This is a genomic window from Azospirillum sp. A29 (assembly GCF_042604625.1).
GTDB lineage: Bacteria > Pseudomonadota > Alphaproteobacteria > Azospirillales > Azospirillaceae > Azospirillum > Azospirillum palustre.
The window spans coordinates 75,348-88,586 of sequence record NZ_CP170462.1; the positions used below are offsets into that span (position 1 = coordinate 75,348).

The 13,239-nt window shown below is 61.3% G+C and carries 13 protein-coding genes and 1 pseudogene; 10 read left to right on the forward strand and 4 right to left on the reverse strand.

Annotated features, from left to right (window positions below):
- Positions 1-99: 99 nt before the first annotated feature.
- Both ABNQ38_RS07645 and ABNQ38_RS07650 read left to right on the forward strand, forming a co-directional pair.
- Positions 100-366 carry a hypothetical protein gene (locus tag ABNQ38_RS07645; protein ID WP_136705957.1) on the forward strand — a complete coding sequence of 89 codons (267 nt, stop codon included), beginning with the start codon at positions 100-102 and terminating at the stop codon, positions 364-366.
- 77 nt (positions 367-443) lie between these two features.
- Positions 444-992 carry a hypothetical protein gene (locus ABNQ38_RS07650; RefSeq protein ID WP_377806535.1) on the forward strand — a complete coding sequence of 183 codons (549 nt, stop codon included), beginning with the start codon at positions 444-446 and terminating at the stop codon, positions 990-992.
- Between the two features lie 97 nt (positions 993-1,089).
- Here ABNQ38_RS07650 and ABNQ38_RS07655 read toward each other — a convergent pair whose 3' ends face one another.
- From ABNQ38_RS07655 to ABNQ38_RS07665, 3 genes are read right to left on the reverse strand one after another with little or no spacing between them, the layout of a single operon-like run.
- Positions 1,090-1,356, reverse strand: coding sequence for an XRE family transcriptional regulator (locus tag ABNQ38_RS07655; protein WP_109155062.1), 267 nt, complete (start codon positions 1,354-1,356; stop codon positions 1,090-1,092).
- 51 nt (positions 1,357-1,407) lie between these two features.
- A complete protein-coding gene (locus ABNQ38_RS07660) occupies positions 1,408-1,695 on the reverse strand; it encodes a hypothetical protein (RefSeq protein WP_149228685.1) in 288 nt (95 codons plus the stop codon).
- A gap of 58 nt (positions 1,696-1,753) precedes the next feature.
- Positions 1,754-3,787 carry a DNA cytosine methyltransferase gene (locus tag ABNQ38_RS07665; RefSeq protein WP_377806536.1) on the reverse strand — a complete coding sequence of 678 codons (2,034 nt, stop codon included), beginning with the start codon at positions 3,785-3,787 and terminating at the stop codon, positions 1,754-1,756.
- Between the two features lie 148 nt (positions 3,788-3,935).
- Here ABNQ38_RS07665 and ABNQ38_RS07670 point away from each other — a divergent pair, with 148 nt between their 5' ends.
- The 6 genes from ABNQ38_RS07670 to ABNQ38_RS07695 all read left to right on the forward strand — a co-directional run bounded on the left by ABNQ38_RS07670 (position 3,936) and on the right by ABNQ38_RS07695 (position 10,501).
- Complete coding sequence (locus ABNQ38_RS07670) at positions 3,936-4,802, forward strand: hypothetical protein (RefSeq protein WP_377806537.1); 867 nt, start codon at positions 3,936-3,938, stop codon at positions 4,800-4,802.
- 376 nt (positions 4,803-5,178) lie between these two features.
- Complete coding sequence (locus tag ABNQ38_RS07675; RefSeq protein WP_377806538.1) at positions 5,179-5,607, forward strand: hypothetical protein; 429 nt, start codon at positions 5,179-5,181, stop codon at positions 5,605-5,607.
- A 75-nt stretch (positions 5,608-5,682) separates the two neighbouring features.
- Positions 5,683-6,699 (forward strand): site-specific integrase, encoded by a 1,017-nt coding sequence (locus tag ABNQ38_RS07680; RefSeq protein WP_377806539.1) that lies wholly within the window; start codon positions 5,683-5,685, stop codon positions 6,697-6,699.
- Between the two features lie 24 nt (positions 6,700-6,723).
- On the forward strand, positions 6,724-7,077 hold the full coding sequence (locus ABNQ38_RS07685; RefSeq protein ID WP_377806540.1) for a hypothetical protein: 354 nt from the start codon (positions 6,724-6,726) through the stop codon (positions 7,075-7,077).
- On the forward strand, positions 7,074-9,788 hold the full coding sequence (locus tag ABNQ38_RS07690; RefSeq protein WP_377806541.1) for a hypothetical protein: 2,715 nt from the start codon (positions 7,074-7,076) through the stop codon (positions 9,786-9,788). Before ABNQ38_RS07685 ends, ABNQ38_RS07690 begins: the two co-directional genes overlap by 4 nt.
- Complete coding sequence (locus ABNQ38_RS07695; RefSeq protein ID WP_377806542.1) at positions 9,746-10,501, forward strand: hypothetical protein; 756 nt, start codon at positions 9,746-9,748, stop codon at positions 10,499-10,501. Before ABNQ38_RS07690 ends, ABNQ38_RS07695 begins: the two co-directional genes overlap by 43 nt.
- On the opposite strand, the pseudogene ABNQ38_RS07700 reads toward ABNQ38_RS07695, so the two are convergent.
- Positions 10,498-11,303: pseudogene (locus ABNQ38_RS07700) on the reverse strand (IS5 family transposase). The gene ABNQ38_RS07695 and the pseudogene ABNQ38_RS07700 sit on opposite strands and share 4 nt — an antisense overlap.
- 169 nt (positions 11,304-11,472) lie before the next feature.
- Here ABNQ38_RS07700 and ABNQ38_RS07705 point away from each other — a divergent pair.
- Together ABNQ38_RS07705 and ABNQ38_RS07710 are read left to right on the forward strand one after the other, a co-directional pair.
- Positions 11,473-11,934, forward strand: a complete 462-nt coding sequence (locus ABNQ38_RS07705; RefSeq protein WP_377806543.1) for a hypothetical protein — start codon at positions 11,473-11,475, stop codon at positions 11,932-11,934.
- A gap of 283 nt (positions 11,935-12,217) precedes the next feature.
- Entirely contained in the window at positions 12,218-12,715 is a 498-nt protein-coding gene (locus tag ABNQ38_RS07710; protein ID WP_377806544.1) for a hypothetical protein, read from the forward strand.
- Positions 12,716-13,239 lie beyond the last annotated feature (524 nt).

Below are 13,239 nucleotides of genomic sequence, written 5' to 3' on the forward strand. Positions count from 1 at the left end.
CGCACGCGCTGACCGGCCTTCCGCCGGCAGCGACACTTAACCCCACCGGGGCGACCACGCCCCGGGATGGGTGTCGTGCGCCCGCCAATGGAGGATCCCATGCTGAATGAGGAAAGCCCCCGTGCTCGTGCGTACGCCATCGTGTTCCTTTACCGCGTCCAGAAGATCTCTTTTCTGCGCGCGATACGGGAGCTGGTTGCGCTCGGCATGCCCGAGCTGAGTGGCAAAGGCTCGTGCCCCGTGGTCGACGCCCTCTATGCCCACTCGCTGGACGCGCTCCGTCGGATCATTCGGGAGAACGTCCCAGAGCCCAGACCCCAGCTACCCGATACCAGCAAGCTGCTTCGCCTTGCGAGAGCCGCCTGACCCACATCATCACAAACCCATGGGGACCATGCCTCCCCAATGGGAACCGGCGTGCTCCCCGTCCGAGGAGAACTTCGATGAGCACCCCGCAAGAGACCGTCCGACGTTTCGTCACGTCTGATGGCTTCACCTACTTTCACCTGGATAACGTTTGGCGCGACTCAATCCTGTCCGGGCTCGTCGATGTGAGCTGGGACGGTGACGAAAACGGCCCGATCGGCGAGGATGGCTCGATGTCGGGCATCCTCGATGTCGTGCAGCCGGTGCTGCGCGTCTCGTGGATCGACGGTCCGCGCCAAGGTCAGGTGGCGAAGATCCCCATGATCGCCGTGCCCAAGCTGGTCAATGTCGGTGGCCAATGGCTCACCGGATGGCGGCTGGCTGCCGGCGACGCTCCATCATGGGTCACTGAGGTGCTCCAGTATGCCCTGAATGAAGGGCATACCCTGGAGGGGTCCCGGTTCATCGCCGACGAGATCGGCGACGAACTGGACCGGGGTGACGACCGGCCCAACCTGACATTCACGGTCGATTACCTGGCGACCACGACACCTGCGGTGATCGTGGGCGAGCGGGAGATGCAGGAGACCCAGGCGTCGGTGCAGGCATTCCTGTCCGCACCCTGAGCCTCCAGACGGCCCTTCATCACCCCTCCCGGTGGGGAGGGGCCGTCCTTCCGCGAAGCCACACCGTCAAACTGAGACCGTGGCGCAAGGAATGCCCTCAGCGCCGGACGGTCCACGGCGGAAGGCGGTGGAACAGCGCAGTGCACGCGAGCGCGAGAGTGAGCGGGTAAACGACCGGTTTGCCGTCGCCGCGGCGGCCGGAGCGATAATGCTTGATGGACTCGACAGACAACCTCAGCGCCGCCGCGGCCTCCTCGCGCGTTTCGAAGCCCATGGCATCCATCCAGTCATTGAATGCCTCGGGCGTCATGGCGCCCCAGTCATGACCGGCGTCGGGGCGGGAATCCGGCGGCGTGCTGCTCATAACGTCCTGATCCTCGATCTGCCCGGCTGCGCGCCGGTCTGCGCAACAGGTTTACGCCGCTGCTTTGAGATCGACAACGCGCGAACGCAGTTCCGCTTTCGTTGGCCGCACCGCACGGCTGATGTGGAGCGCATAGACCGCCACAGCTCTCCAGTACACGGCCAGGGGGCCTTTCTTGCTGGTCCAAGACTTCTCGGCGCGCACCTTCGCGTCCAGGTACAGGTCGCGGAGGACATCGGCGAGGGCAAGCCGGAGTTCGGGCTGCAGCGTGAGCAGCCTGGCGACAGCCGGCAGGGCGAGAACAGGATTTCGAACTTCGGGGCGCGAGCTACGGTCCATGGTCGGGTCCTTGTTCGTGTTCGACGGAGAGGGAGGTGGTGGAAGCGCACAGCGTTCTTTAGGCGGCGATCTGCAGCCGGCGGCGCGGCGGCGAGTTTGCCGCTACCAGCACTCGGGCCATCTCCGGGCACACGCTGTTGCCAATCCGGGCGATCTGCTGTTCCTGGGTCAGACTGCGACCGTCGGAAGTGCGATCAATGACGTACTCCGGGGGGAAGCCCTGGATGAGCTTCAGCTCTTGCGGAACCAGCATCCTCATCGACAAGTCGACGATCTGGAACCACTCGCCCTTCACGCGGCAGAGGCCCAAAAGGTGCGGCAGTTCGGTCGCCGGGCCTACATAGCCAAGTTGGGCAGCGAGCGCGGTCAAGAAGGCGTCCGGCTCCGCCGACGGTAGTTTGCGCAGGCCGCGCGTGCTCTTCCAATCGACGCGCGCCAGGAACCGCCGCACGGCCCGAATTTGCTCATGCAGTCGCTTGGGGAAAGCAGTCAGGAGAGCGTCCTCGAAGGTAACGCTCACATCGTCTAAGGCCGTACCAACTGGCTCCAGTCTGGTCTGGACGAGGCCCTGGTGCATTCCGGACGCCAGAACAGCCGGAGCCGATCTATCAAGGGCCCGGCCGTCTTTGCACGTACCCTTGAGCACCACAAGGTGAGCGCCCTGCAGCCCGTGCGGATTGCGGGTTGCGGGGGTCGCGGCGGCCCCCTCCAGCCCCTGTCCGACACTCGGGGCATGGAGCTTGTGGATGGTCGCGGTGACCGGCTGCTGGTGGCTTCCCGTTGTGGTGATGGTGGAGGCGGGGTCCAGCAAGCTGTGCCCAATCTCGCCCGTGTTGTGCTGGGCCAGATAGGCGACGCTGCCAGTGTCTGCGCCCGACAGGGGGTGCGCGTGGCTGGTGAGAAGAGCACTTTCGTTCTTGGTGACGATCGTCGGGTGCGGCACGCGTGGATCCCGAACCTTGATGGACCGGCTGCCGCGCTGGCTGATTTGCGTTGTGGCCGCAAGCACAAGCCCATGGGCGTCGCGGGCGGCGGTGATGGTCTTGGCCGGCTCGGTCGAAGCGAAGCCCCGAAACCCCTTGCCTGCATGGTTGAGCGTGGCGACGAACGGCTCGTAACCGTCGCGCATCGACGATGCGATCATGAAGCGGTGCGCACCATGGGCCAAGCGGTCCAAGGTGGCGGGCGCGAGCGGCTTCGTCCGACCGAAGATGCTCTTGGAGGGCAAGGAGAAGTCAATGCAGGTGGACACCGGGGTGTAGGGCTTCAACAAGCCCGTGCGAACCTCGTCAGAACGTGGGTCGCCATGGGTCGGTGTCGGCCAAGCGACTGGGACGCCATCGCGGCGTGCGACGATAAACAGGCGGGTCCTAATAGTCGGGACGCCAAAGTGATGGGCGGCCAGGCAGCGGAACTCCAGATGGTACCCGAGCCGCTCCAACTCCTTCCGCCATTGTCGGAAGTAGAGCCCTTTCAGTGCTTCAGCCGGCGCGCTTTGGCTGTCCGGTGGAACCCCGGAGCCGTCAGGGAACGGATAGAGGATCGGCTCGTCCTCGGTGGGGCCTGCGGTCAGCATCTCCGGAACATTCTCGACGTAAATAATTTTCGGGCGTTGCCAATCCGGAAGGCGCGCCCATCTAATAACAACCCACATCAATCCTCTGATTTTTGGACTTCTCAGCGCCTTGCCTGACGCTCTTGACCAATGACGACAGTCCGGCGACGCCCAGAGATTTCGTATGCTGCGGCCTCTACATGCGATTACTGGATCGACTTCAAACACGTCGCTATGAAAATGTTCGGTGCGAGGATGATTGACTTCGTGCATGGCGATTGCAGCGGCATCATGATTCACTGCCAGATCGACGGGTTTGCCAAGGGCCTGCTCCATTCCCTCCGATGCGCCGCCGCCACCGGCAAACAGGTCAACGTCCAGTTCATCGTCCGCAGTCGACTTCAAGGACAACGAAAACTGCGCCGCAGGACTCTCCGCCCGTCCCATTGAGCGACGCGCCTCATTACGGCGGCGCGCGCGGGAACGAGCTGGCATGTGCGGAACGGAAATGGGGCGGGGGTGAACGGACATCGCCATGGACATGACCTCAGCACTATGGGCGGAGCGGGTAATTTTTACCCGACTGCTCCCATATAGCTCTTGCCTCCTTCCTCTGGCAAGGGTAATTTGTACCCACGCCGCACGGGCCGATAAGGCTGGGTTCCAACACAAAGAGGCAAGAAAGATGGCCGCTTCCTCTCAGCTCGCTTCTAAGACCGCATCTCCCACCGCCGGGGAAAAATTACCCGCAACCGTCATCCAGGTTCGTGGCGTGCCGCTGCGTGTTGCTGACCAAGCACTGCACGCCGTCCGCTTCGGCTATTGCCCGGTCTCATCGACTGGCTACCGGTCGCACTATTGCCAGCCGCTTCCCTCACCCACTGCGCTGGAGGAAATCGCCAAGGAGGCGGACAAGCAGCGTGCTTCGGCGCTCCGGCGGCTTCGGGAAGCAAAGGCGGGATCGCCGAAAGGACGCACCCCGGACCAGCGGTTTTCGGATTTCATCATGTTAGAGGGCGCGATCTCCGCTGCCGTCAACCAAGCCTACCTCGCGCCGCCGTCGGACCAGGACAAGCTGTTGCGGGAGATCGCAACCACAACCGAGGCTTTGGCTCCCTTCATGGTGATGGGCCATGCCAAGCCGCTCGACCCCGGTTCGCACTGGACCCCCGAGTTTCTGGTCGAACGCGCGCAGGCTTACCACCGCCTCTGTGCTTTGACGTGCCGCCTACTTGCCCGCCTGTGCCAGCGTGGAAGGGCCATCGACATCGCCGCCTGGGGCGCCTTCGTCGATGCGCTTCCTCGCGGCCCCGGCTTCTCGATGCTCCCTCCGACCTTGCTGTTGAAGCTGCTGGGCCGGGACGGCTCCGAGAAGGCAGGAACCAGTGGCAACGCGGTTGAGGTGTGTGGCGCATCCGCTCCGCAGGTGGTCGATGACATCGAGGAGCAGCACTATGAACCGGAGCCCAACGTCGCACCTGCAGAGCTGGTGGCCGCCAATGCGGCGCCGGTTTGGACAGTCGACAAGCGGGGTCAGCTGTCCATGTTCTGAGAAACCCTGCGAAGTGCCGGAACACGAGCGGAGGGGGGCAGATCGAACGGCGGCGGTGTTGGGTGCGACTGAGCCGACGGCTGGCGCGGCGATCGTCACCAACCACACCAGGGCCGCATAGGCTTTGATGGGCGAGAGACGATCCATCTCGGTCATGAACTCGCATCGAAACGTGGTCGGCGGAAGCGTCGGTTGTGTCGAGGCAATCAAGGTGCGCATCAAGCGCCTTCATTGTCTGACCGTGACAATGGTTACATTCAAAGGATCATTGGTCTCTTGTAATTCGCTGTTAAGATCGAATGCATGTTTTCTCGCTTGTGCGCTCTGTACGGTATGATAGGATTACTTCATCACACCACAGACTGATGCCGCCGCCATGACTGCGCTCTTCTCAACAGACAAGCTGCTGGATGCCAAGTTCTCTTCTGAGACCGTCGAGAAGATCGCCGCAGCTTATCGTGCAGTGCGCGATCTCATCGAAAAGGATGTCCCTCTCGCCGTTGCGGTCAGCTTCGGGAAGGACAGCACGGCAATGCTCACCATCGCGCTGCTGGCCCACCATGATGCGGTGCGCGAGAACCCGCTGCGCCACCCGTTGACCGTGCAGACCGCAGACACCGGCATCGAGAACCCTGTCATTCATCAGCACGTCCAGAGCCAGATTTCCTTGCTGGAACGCTACGCCCGTCGACACGCGATCCCTCTGCGGATACGCGTTGGGCGTCCCACCCTGGCCTCGTCGTGGATGACTGCCGTGATCGGCATGCGCAAGGTGCCTGTTAGATTACGCGACTCATCTGACTAGCCATTTTTTGAAGTAGATCAGGCAACTAGCTTACTGCAAGCTACCTTGGCGAAAAAAGCTGCCCGCGAGGGTCAGATGCAGGGCGCGTTGCGATTAGTTCGCACAAGCGATCTCCTGTTTCCGGAGCAGGTCGTCCTGCCCGATGAAACCGCTGACCTCATGCTGACCCTGTTTCTCAAGGAGGCTACCTTGAGGGCTAGTCTGTCGCGGTCATCTGTCCGCCCCTACCTCTACAAGCTCATGCCACTGCGAGCTTTCGAACGCGACGACCCTGTCGTGCAAAGAGAAGGATGGAGCCTGCTTGGCCCTGAAGCAGAGGTTCGAGCCATCATTGACCGGTATTTGCGCAGCAAGTTGGCCTGCGACGTGAAGCCGGGGAAGGACCGTCTGGGCCTAGAGGTCCTTTTTGTACAAGCGACTGGTCGTTCGCCACCTGGGGTGAACGACTTTCTGGCCGCGGTTGGTTGTTTGTATCACGTTCTCCGGCGGTGCGGCTTCTATCGTTTCAAGCACCCCCTCATGCGTGAGGACCTGCAGCAGGTCGAGCAAGCGCTGCGTGACGCCCGATACGCTGCCTACGTCGCCACCCTTAACCGCGGCCCCATGCCGCCCCAAAGCGGTGTCGATCCGGTTTTGCCAACCCCTCGCGTTTCTTCACGCCACTTCGCTCTGCGTGGAGCCGAATGGCGACCGATAATCGTCAGCGATCCGCTCTTGTACCCGCGTCTCCGCCTATTGGCAAAGGCGGCGGGATGGCGTCTACGTGAATTGGCCATTCTCGAGCTCCTCTTTCAGACCGGAGCGCGAATCAGCGAAGTCTGTGCCCTGACCTTGGGCGATTGGGCTGCCAGCAACTTTTTGTGTTTTGCGTTGTCCATCGACAAAGGCAGCCGGGGAGAACGTTGGAAGAGGATCAACTTTGACAACCCCGCGGCAGCTCTCCTGCGCAATTACGTTGAACGCGAACGCCGTGTGCTTGATTCGCAGCACCGCGGCATGCAGGAGTTCCAAGCACAGCATCGACTGGGGCGCTTGGATCCTAGCGCCCCGCTGTTTCTGACCCACGCTGGCAGGGCGATCAATCCGAACTAGTTTCGGGACCGCTGGTGGAACCGATTGCCGACCGAACCGCATGTCCGCATCCACGACGTGCGTCACTGGTTCGTGTCTCAGCAGCTCCAGGAACTTGCCAAGCGCGCCAGTGGCGATGCCGGCCGTCTGAAACAGCTACGCGATGCATTCGTCCGGTACATGGGATGGCGATCAGGCGCGGTTATGCTGAGCACCTACGAGCATAGCAACACCGAAGGAGAAGTGTTCCAGGTGATGAATGCCCGCTTTCAGCGGGACCGAGCGGCCGAGGAACTCCTCGCGACCGATCCGACGCTCGGGAAAGTTCCTTACTCCCAAACGCCCGTATCCCGCGATATGGACCCTCTGCTCGCACGCATCGTGGGAGGTCTATCATGAGAATGCGCGCTCCTCCGGCCGAGGAATTGTACTCACGCGCTCTTGAATACCTCGACGGCTTACGGGAGCGAAAAGAGCGTCTTCCGCTTCGTCAGCTTGGGGTAAACATTGCTGAAGTTGCGCGCGCTATTGGTTGCTCTCCCAAAGCCCTGCGCGCCAACAAAGACTATGCCGATGTTCGCGGTCTGCTGGCGAATGCCATCCCCGAATTCTGGAAAACCCAGCTGACCCCTGCATGTGGACCGTCACGGGCCGAAATCCTTGCCACCTCCTATGTCGAACGGCTGCGAAGGGAAGGTAAGCGACTGCCCCAAGCCCGGGGAACTGTCAACATGAGTCAGGTCGGAGCCGCGCTTGGTTTCGCACCGACCGGGTTTCTCCAGCCGGAGCCCTCATACATTCGGGCCCGCCAGATCATCCTTGACGCAGTTCCCGAACTCGGCCTGGAGGAAACACCAGGCGAACGTCGGCTCGAGCGATACTTTGGGCATCTCAGGGCTCGCGGTTTGGGTGTGCCGGGACGAGCGGGGCGGATCAGCTTTTCGGCTATCGCTGAGGAAAGCGGATTGTGCCGCAGTGAAATGCAACGCTGCCCTCAGTTCAAAGCGACAGCCCTTGAGGCGGCTAAGGAACTCGGGTTCCGGACCAGCAACTCTCGCCGCCGTGATCGTCGCGATTTTTTGGCTCCATTGCCTGCATTTGGAAACGCCGCGGAGGATCATCCCGGCCAGAGCGAGGACAATGGTTCCGGCTGCCAAATGCCCTGCTTTGGAAGCGATGGTCACGTATGGATGGACACCGCGGCAGCCAGCCGATACCTGAACATATTTTCCGATCAGGTGCGCTCCGCCGCAAACCTTGGGGCGTTCCCTGCCATTCGCAAGAGCGGCCCACATCTTGAAGTTTATGTTCCGGATCTCAGCCAAGTGGCTGATGCGGCCCCGGACACACCTCCAATCATGCGCCTCTACATGCTCGCCCACACACGCCGTTTTCCTCTGCCGCCCTCCGTTCATGACGTCAACGAAAAATGGTTCCATAGTTATATGCGCCAACGTGGCCTCCTCGGACTGCGCCTGTACCACACAATTCCGGATACGGTGGTCGACCTCGCCTGCGATTACATCCGAGAGATGCAGGGGCATCTTCCAACGCCGCCCCGGTTGCGCAAACTGATTGGTCCACGGCGATACGAGCATTGTCCTGAAGATAGCTTTTACCGCGAGCACATCAAGCGCTGGTCAGAAGCGCGAGGCATACAGATTCCACCCTATTTTCCGCTCAATGGAGACGTTGATTTCAATACTATGAAATCCGTTTTACCGGCGGAACTGCTGTGCTTGCCTTTCACGTGTTTTGATCCGGATTGTGGGCGCGAGTATGAGCCAATCCCTCGCTCTACCCTTATTCGCCTACTTAAGACCGAAAACGCGGACTGGAGGAACGCCATCTTCATGCATTGCGCTATTGCCCGCACTCATGTTTCCGAGCGCGCTCTGGCGAGCGCTCTTAACGTTCTGCCATTGCTCCGTGCGGTCGCACAAGAGCGCGCGGACCTTGAGATCGGCCATGCGGCGGCAGAGGATCTTGTGAAGGATGTGTGGGAAGGCAGGATTTGCCAGCACTTCAGTGATAGAATGCGCTTTGAATTCGTCAGGAGCTGGCGGCGCGTCGCCAACGCGCATGCAAGCTACCTTCGTAAACTCAACCCCGAACAACAGGCGCTCTACGCCAGATACACATTCGCGCCGCTTTCCGATGCCGATTACTGGAAGCGGCAAAAGATCTCCAAAGGCATCCAAGCTGGTGAGCGCCGCCGCCGCAAAGCCAAAATCGAGCCGCTGGTCAACCAACTTCCACGTCTGCGGCATATTGCAGACCTTCGATTTAACCAAGTAGCGCGCCTGCGAAGCGCCTGCCTACAAGCCATCGCTCAGACATCGGAACCAGGTTCCCATCGCTGCCCATTTTCTTTCTCATATGTTGAAGCGATTCCGACGCGTTCGGGGCAGGAGGGGCATGGCCGTCAGCGCATCCACCTCCGCCTGTGGGACATATCATCGATCATTGATGATCTGCAGGCCCGTGGTTGGACGCCTTCGCCACACTTCAACCGACAATACTACGATGCCGAGCCCCATAGCTTGGGAAAAGGATATTATGTGGAGTACGTGGCAACCGAAGCGGAGCCTCCGGGTGGGCGGGAACTGCCGTTCTGGTTCTTAGATTTGTACCGACTGGGCATTTTCGCTGGCGACAACACCAGCCGGTTTGACAATAAGGATCGGGTGAGGATGCTGGCGTCTCAGGGATATGGGAAGCCTCCGAATCTTCCTGCCGGCTTTCTGACACATCGTCACAACAAGTTCACTCGAATCTTGATCATGAGGGCGGCCAACGACCCTCGCCTGTTTTTACCCGTGGAAGAGATTTACGCGGGCTGCCTCTTCGGGCAGGCCATGTTCCGTTTGCAATCAAACACAGGAGCCCGCGTCGGCGAGGTCACACAAGCCAAAGCCATTCCGGGAACGGACGAGCGGCCGGACGGACTGTACATTGGAAAATTTCCGCTCAACAACGGAAAGTCTGAAGAGTGTTACGCTTTTTACGCGCGCCCGAAAGGAAAGCAGGACAAACCACCCGTTCCTTTTTTATCGACCGTCGATCCATGGAGGACATTGCCACCGTCGCCGACTACGTGCGCTACGTAGCGGGATTGAATGAAGCCGCCCCTCTGCCTGTCGTCCCTTCAGAGCGGTTGAGCGAATTGCCACCGGATCGATATGTGTTTCAGCTGTACGGGCGAGTTTTGCACGGCGGAACAGTCAATTGGCTGTACCGGTTCTTGTTGTGGGGACATGTCCCGCGCTTACAGTCCCACGATGTTCGCCACGCGGTCGGCGGAGAGCTGCGTCGCCTGGGAGTATCAACGCCGGTGATTGCCCGCATCTTCAACCAGGTGCACCTTCCCATTACAGAGTATTACGCCGCACCGACCGACGAAGAGGTGTTCCAAACGCTGCGGAGGTTGCAAGCCCGCCGCTTTGATCTCACGGATGCAAAGCGCACCCCAGCCGAGTCGATACGGTTGCTGCAGGAGGCGCGGGGGAAGGTTGGCGCCTTCACGCGTGTGCTCGGCGGACATTGCACGCTAAACGGAGCGTGCGCCATCCACTTTGCGTGCATTGGCTGCGCCGGCAAGCAGGTTGACCCCAGATATCGGGGAGACGTTTTACAAAAACGCGAGTGGGCACTGAGCAATCTCAACTTTAGCCTGGAAAATGGGCTGGATCAAGAAGCAAGTGGCGCGCGCCAGATAATCGTCGACTGCGATCACGAGTTGCAAGAGATGGACGAGATTGAGATCGCGATGCTGGACGCCAGCCAAACCGTTCACATCGTGGTCGACGCTAAGAGCGCCTAACAGAACCATCTCTGGACGAAGCGCCAGCAGATGAGGCCGGCGGCAATGTGGTGGAAGGCGGTGAAGATGTCGGCTCGGCGTTCATAACGGACGGCGATACGGCGGAAGCGGGCAAACCAGGCCAGGGTTCGCTCGACCACCCATCGGTGCCGTCCCAGGCGCTCGCTGCTCTCGATGCCGCGTCGGGCGATGCGTGGAATGATCGCGCGGCGGCGCAACGCCCGCCGGCAGTGGGCAAAGTCGTAGCCCTTGTCAGCGTGCAGTTTGGCCGGACGACGTCGTGGCCGGCCGGCACACTGGCGGATTGCCGGTACCGCATCGACCAACGGCTCCAACAGCTTGCTGTCGTGCCGGTTGGCGGGAGAGATCTTCAAGGCGAGCGGGATGCCATTGGCATCGACGAGGATATGCCGCTTGGAGCCCGGCTTTCCACGGTCCGTCGGGTTCGGGCCGGTCTCCTCGCCCCCCTTTTTGCCGGGATGGCGGCGCTGTCCACCGCAGCCCGCTCCCAGTTGATGGCGTTGGCATAGCCGAGCCGGTCGAGCAGCAAACGATGCAACCGCTCCCAGACGCCGGCCTGATGCCATTCGTGCAGCCGGCGCCAACAGGTCATGCCTGAACCGCATCCCATCTCCACCGGCAGCAGTTCCCAGGGAATGCCGGAGCGCAATACGAACAGGATACCGGTCAGCGCCGCGCGGTTGTCCAGCCGAGGCCGCCCGCCTTTCGGCTTAGGCGGCTCCGGCGGGAGCAAGGGCTCAATCAGTGCCCACAGGGCATCGGAGACGAGAGGTGCAGCCATGCCCCTCCCAACAGCCCAATCCCCGTTTTGTTAGGCGCTCTAAGCCCACGACAAAAGCGCGAGAGTTCATGGGGCCGTCAGCGGCGCTCCAAAAGGGGAATGAGACAGAGTGGCGCCCGAGCAAGCGCCGTCGCGCTCCGCGTCATGCACGCACCGATGGAGCAAAGGAATGAGCAACGGCTCAAACGGAAGCCTGACTCTTCGGCGCATCGCCCGGCTGCACCGGCGTATCCGCGCCGAGGTTGGCGGACCGCCCCCTCCTTCACGAGCGGCGATCGATCGTTGCCGTAAAACAAGCATCGCTGCTTTGACCACTCAGATGGCGGAGGACTTACTCCGGTTGCAGTGGCTGCGTGACCGCCAGCATCATCTCGCCCAATTGGCGGGAAGCACGCCAGACCTTCCGAACGAACGCGCCGAAGCAACCCTGCAGACCCTCAGCGCCCGTCTCGGCGCCGTTCAAAGAAACGGCAAAACGAAAGATGACGTGATCATCCTCGCCTTGAAAATAAGGGCGTTTTTGAACGCTTCCGAAAAAAGGTGCACCGAACTCCGTACAGTCATCCTGCACCGAGAGCTTCGTTCCTATCTTGGCAATGAGGCGTCGCAGGCTGCGTCATTGCCGCCATGAAAAGCGACTGGAGCCCGGCTCGCTGATGCCGGTCAACCCCACAGCCGCCGCGAGGCGGGGGCCCGCCAGGGCCCGGGTTGACGGGCGAGGGGGGACGGGCAGACTCGTCATCGGCGGCGACGCTCAATCGGTTTGCTCGCGTGTCGGCGGCGTTGTACGGCCGGGACACCGTGAGGGCGCGCTGTGGAACACACGTGAGACGCGGCCCGAACCCGGCCATGGACGACGGTCGACACTCCGCCCTCTTTCCGAGCGTCGATGGAGTCATCAGCGAGGCGGCATCATGGAGCATACAGTCGAATATTACATGGCGAACCCCGGTGAAGTTCCGGTTCACATCAACATTCGGGGCAACGCGACTCGAATTGCCCGGGCAATGGGGCTCGCCGTGGACCTGCCCAAGCATGACGGAGGCGACCGGTACTGGGCCATGTTTGATCGTCGGAATTGGAAATCCAAACTCGAGGGCAGAATTACGGATATATGGGCGACGGGTGATCCGGATTGGGTTCTCCTCAAGCGGTTCGCCTGGGGCGACTGTTGCTTTGATTTGGAGGAAGGAATCACGATCGAAACCACTGCGGCACACGTGATCGAGGCGCTCGACTGGGTTCGCGCGCTGGAGAAGGAGGGCGTGCCGCTCCACCGGGGCAAGGGAACAGCCCTGGTGCTTGTGCAAAGCGGTGTGTACGGCCCAGGGCTGCCAACTGATGGCACGCTTTTCGCTGGACTGGGATTGTTGCCGGGACCAGGAGGCTGCTGGTGGGAACTGCCGCGCTGACGCATCGCCACCGCCACTTGATGCAGCCTCCCTGCCGTCAATGTCCTCTTCGCATGTTCTGGACTGAATCGCCCGGCCGCGGCTCATGCGCAGAACGACCAGCGGCACGGTCGGTCAGCTTCAACCCACTGGTTGCCCTGACCGGGGCGTGCCTTTTGTTCGTGCCACGGCAACGGCCCGGGATCGGGATGGCCCTCCACGTAGGTGATCCGCGCCTGCGTTTGCTCGTAAATTTGCCGGAGCACGCCGGTGAAGGTTTTTCAGTCCATTCCTCCGGCGGGCTGAAGCTGCCGGCGATGCGAGTTCCAGGTGTAGAAGGTCGCTTCGCTGTCCCATGCCGGCGGCACACGCCCGCCGCTTGCTGACCGGCCCCCTGCTTCTTCAGAATGCCGATAATCTCATCATCGCTGAACCGGCGGTGTCCAATCGGTCCATCTCTTCTCGATAACGACCTCTACCAATTGCTGGGGGTGTTTTCCGGCCTTAGGTCATACGGCCTCCTGCTTGAAGTCGTCTGTGGAAAA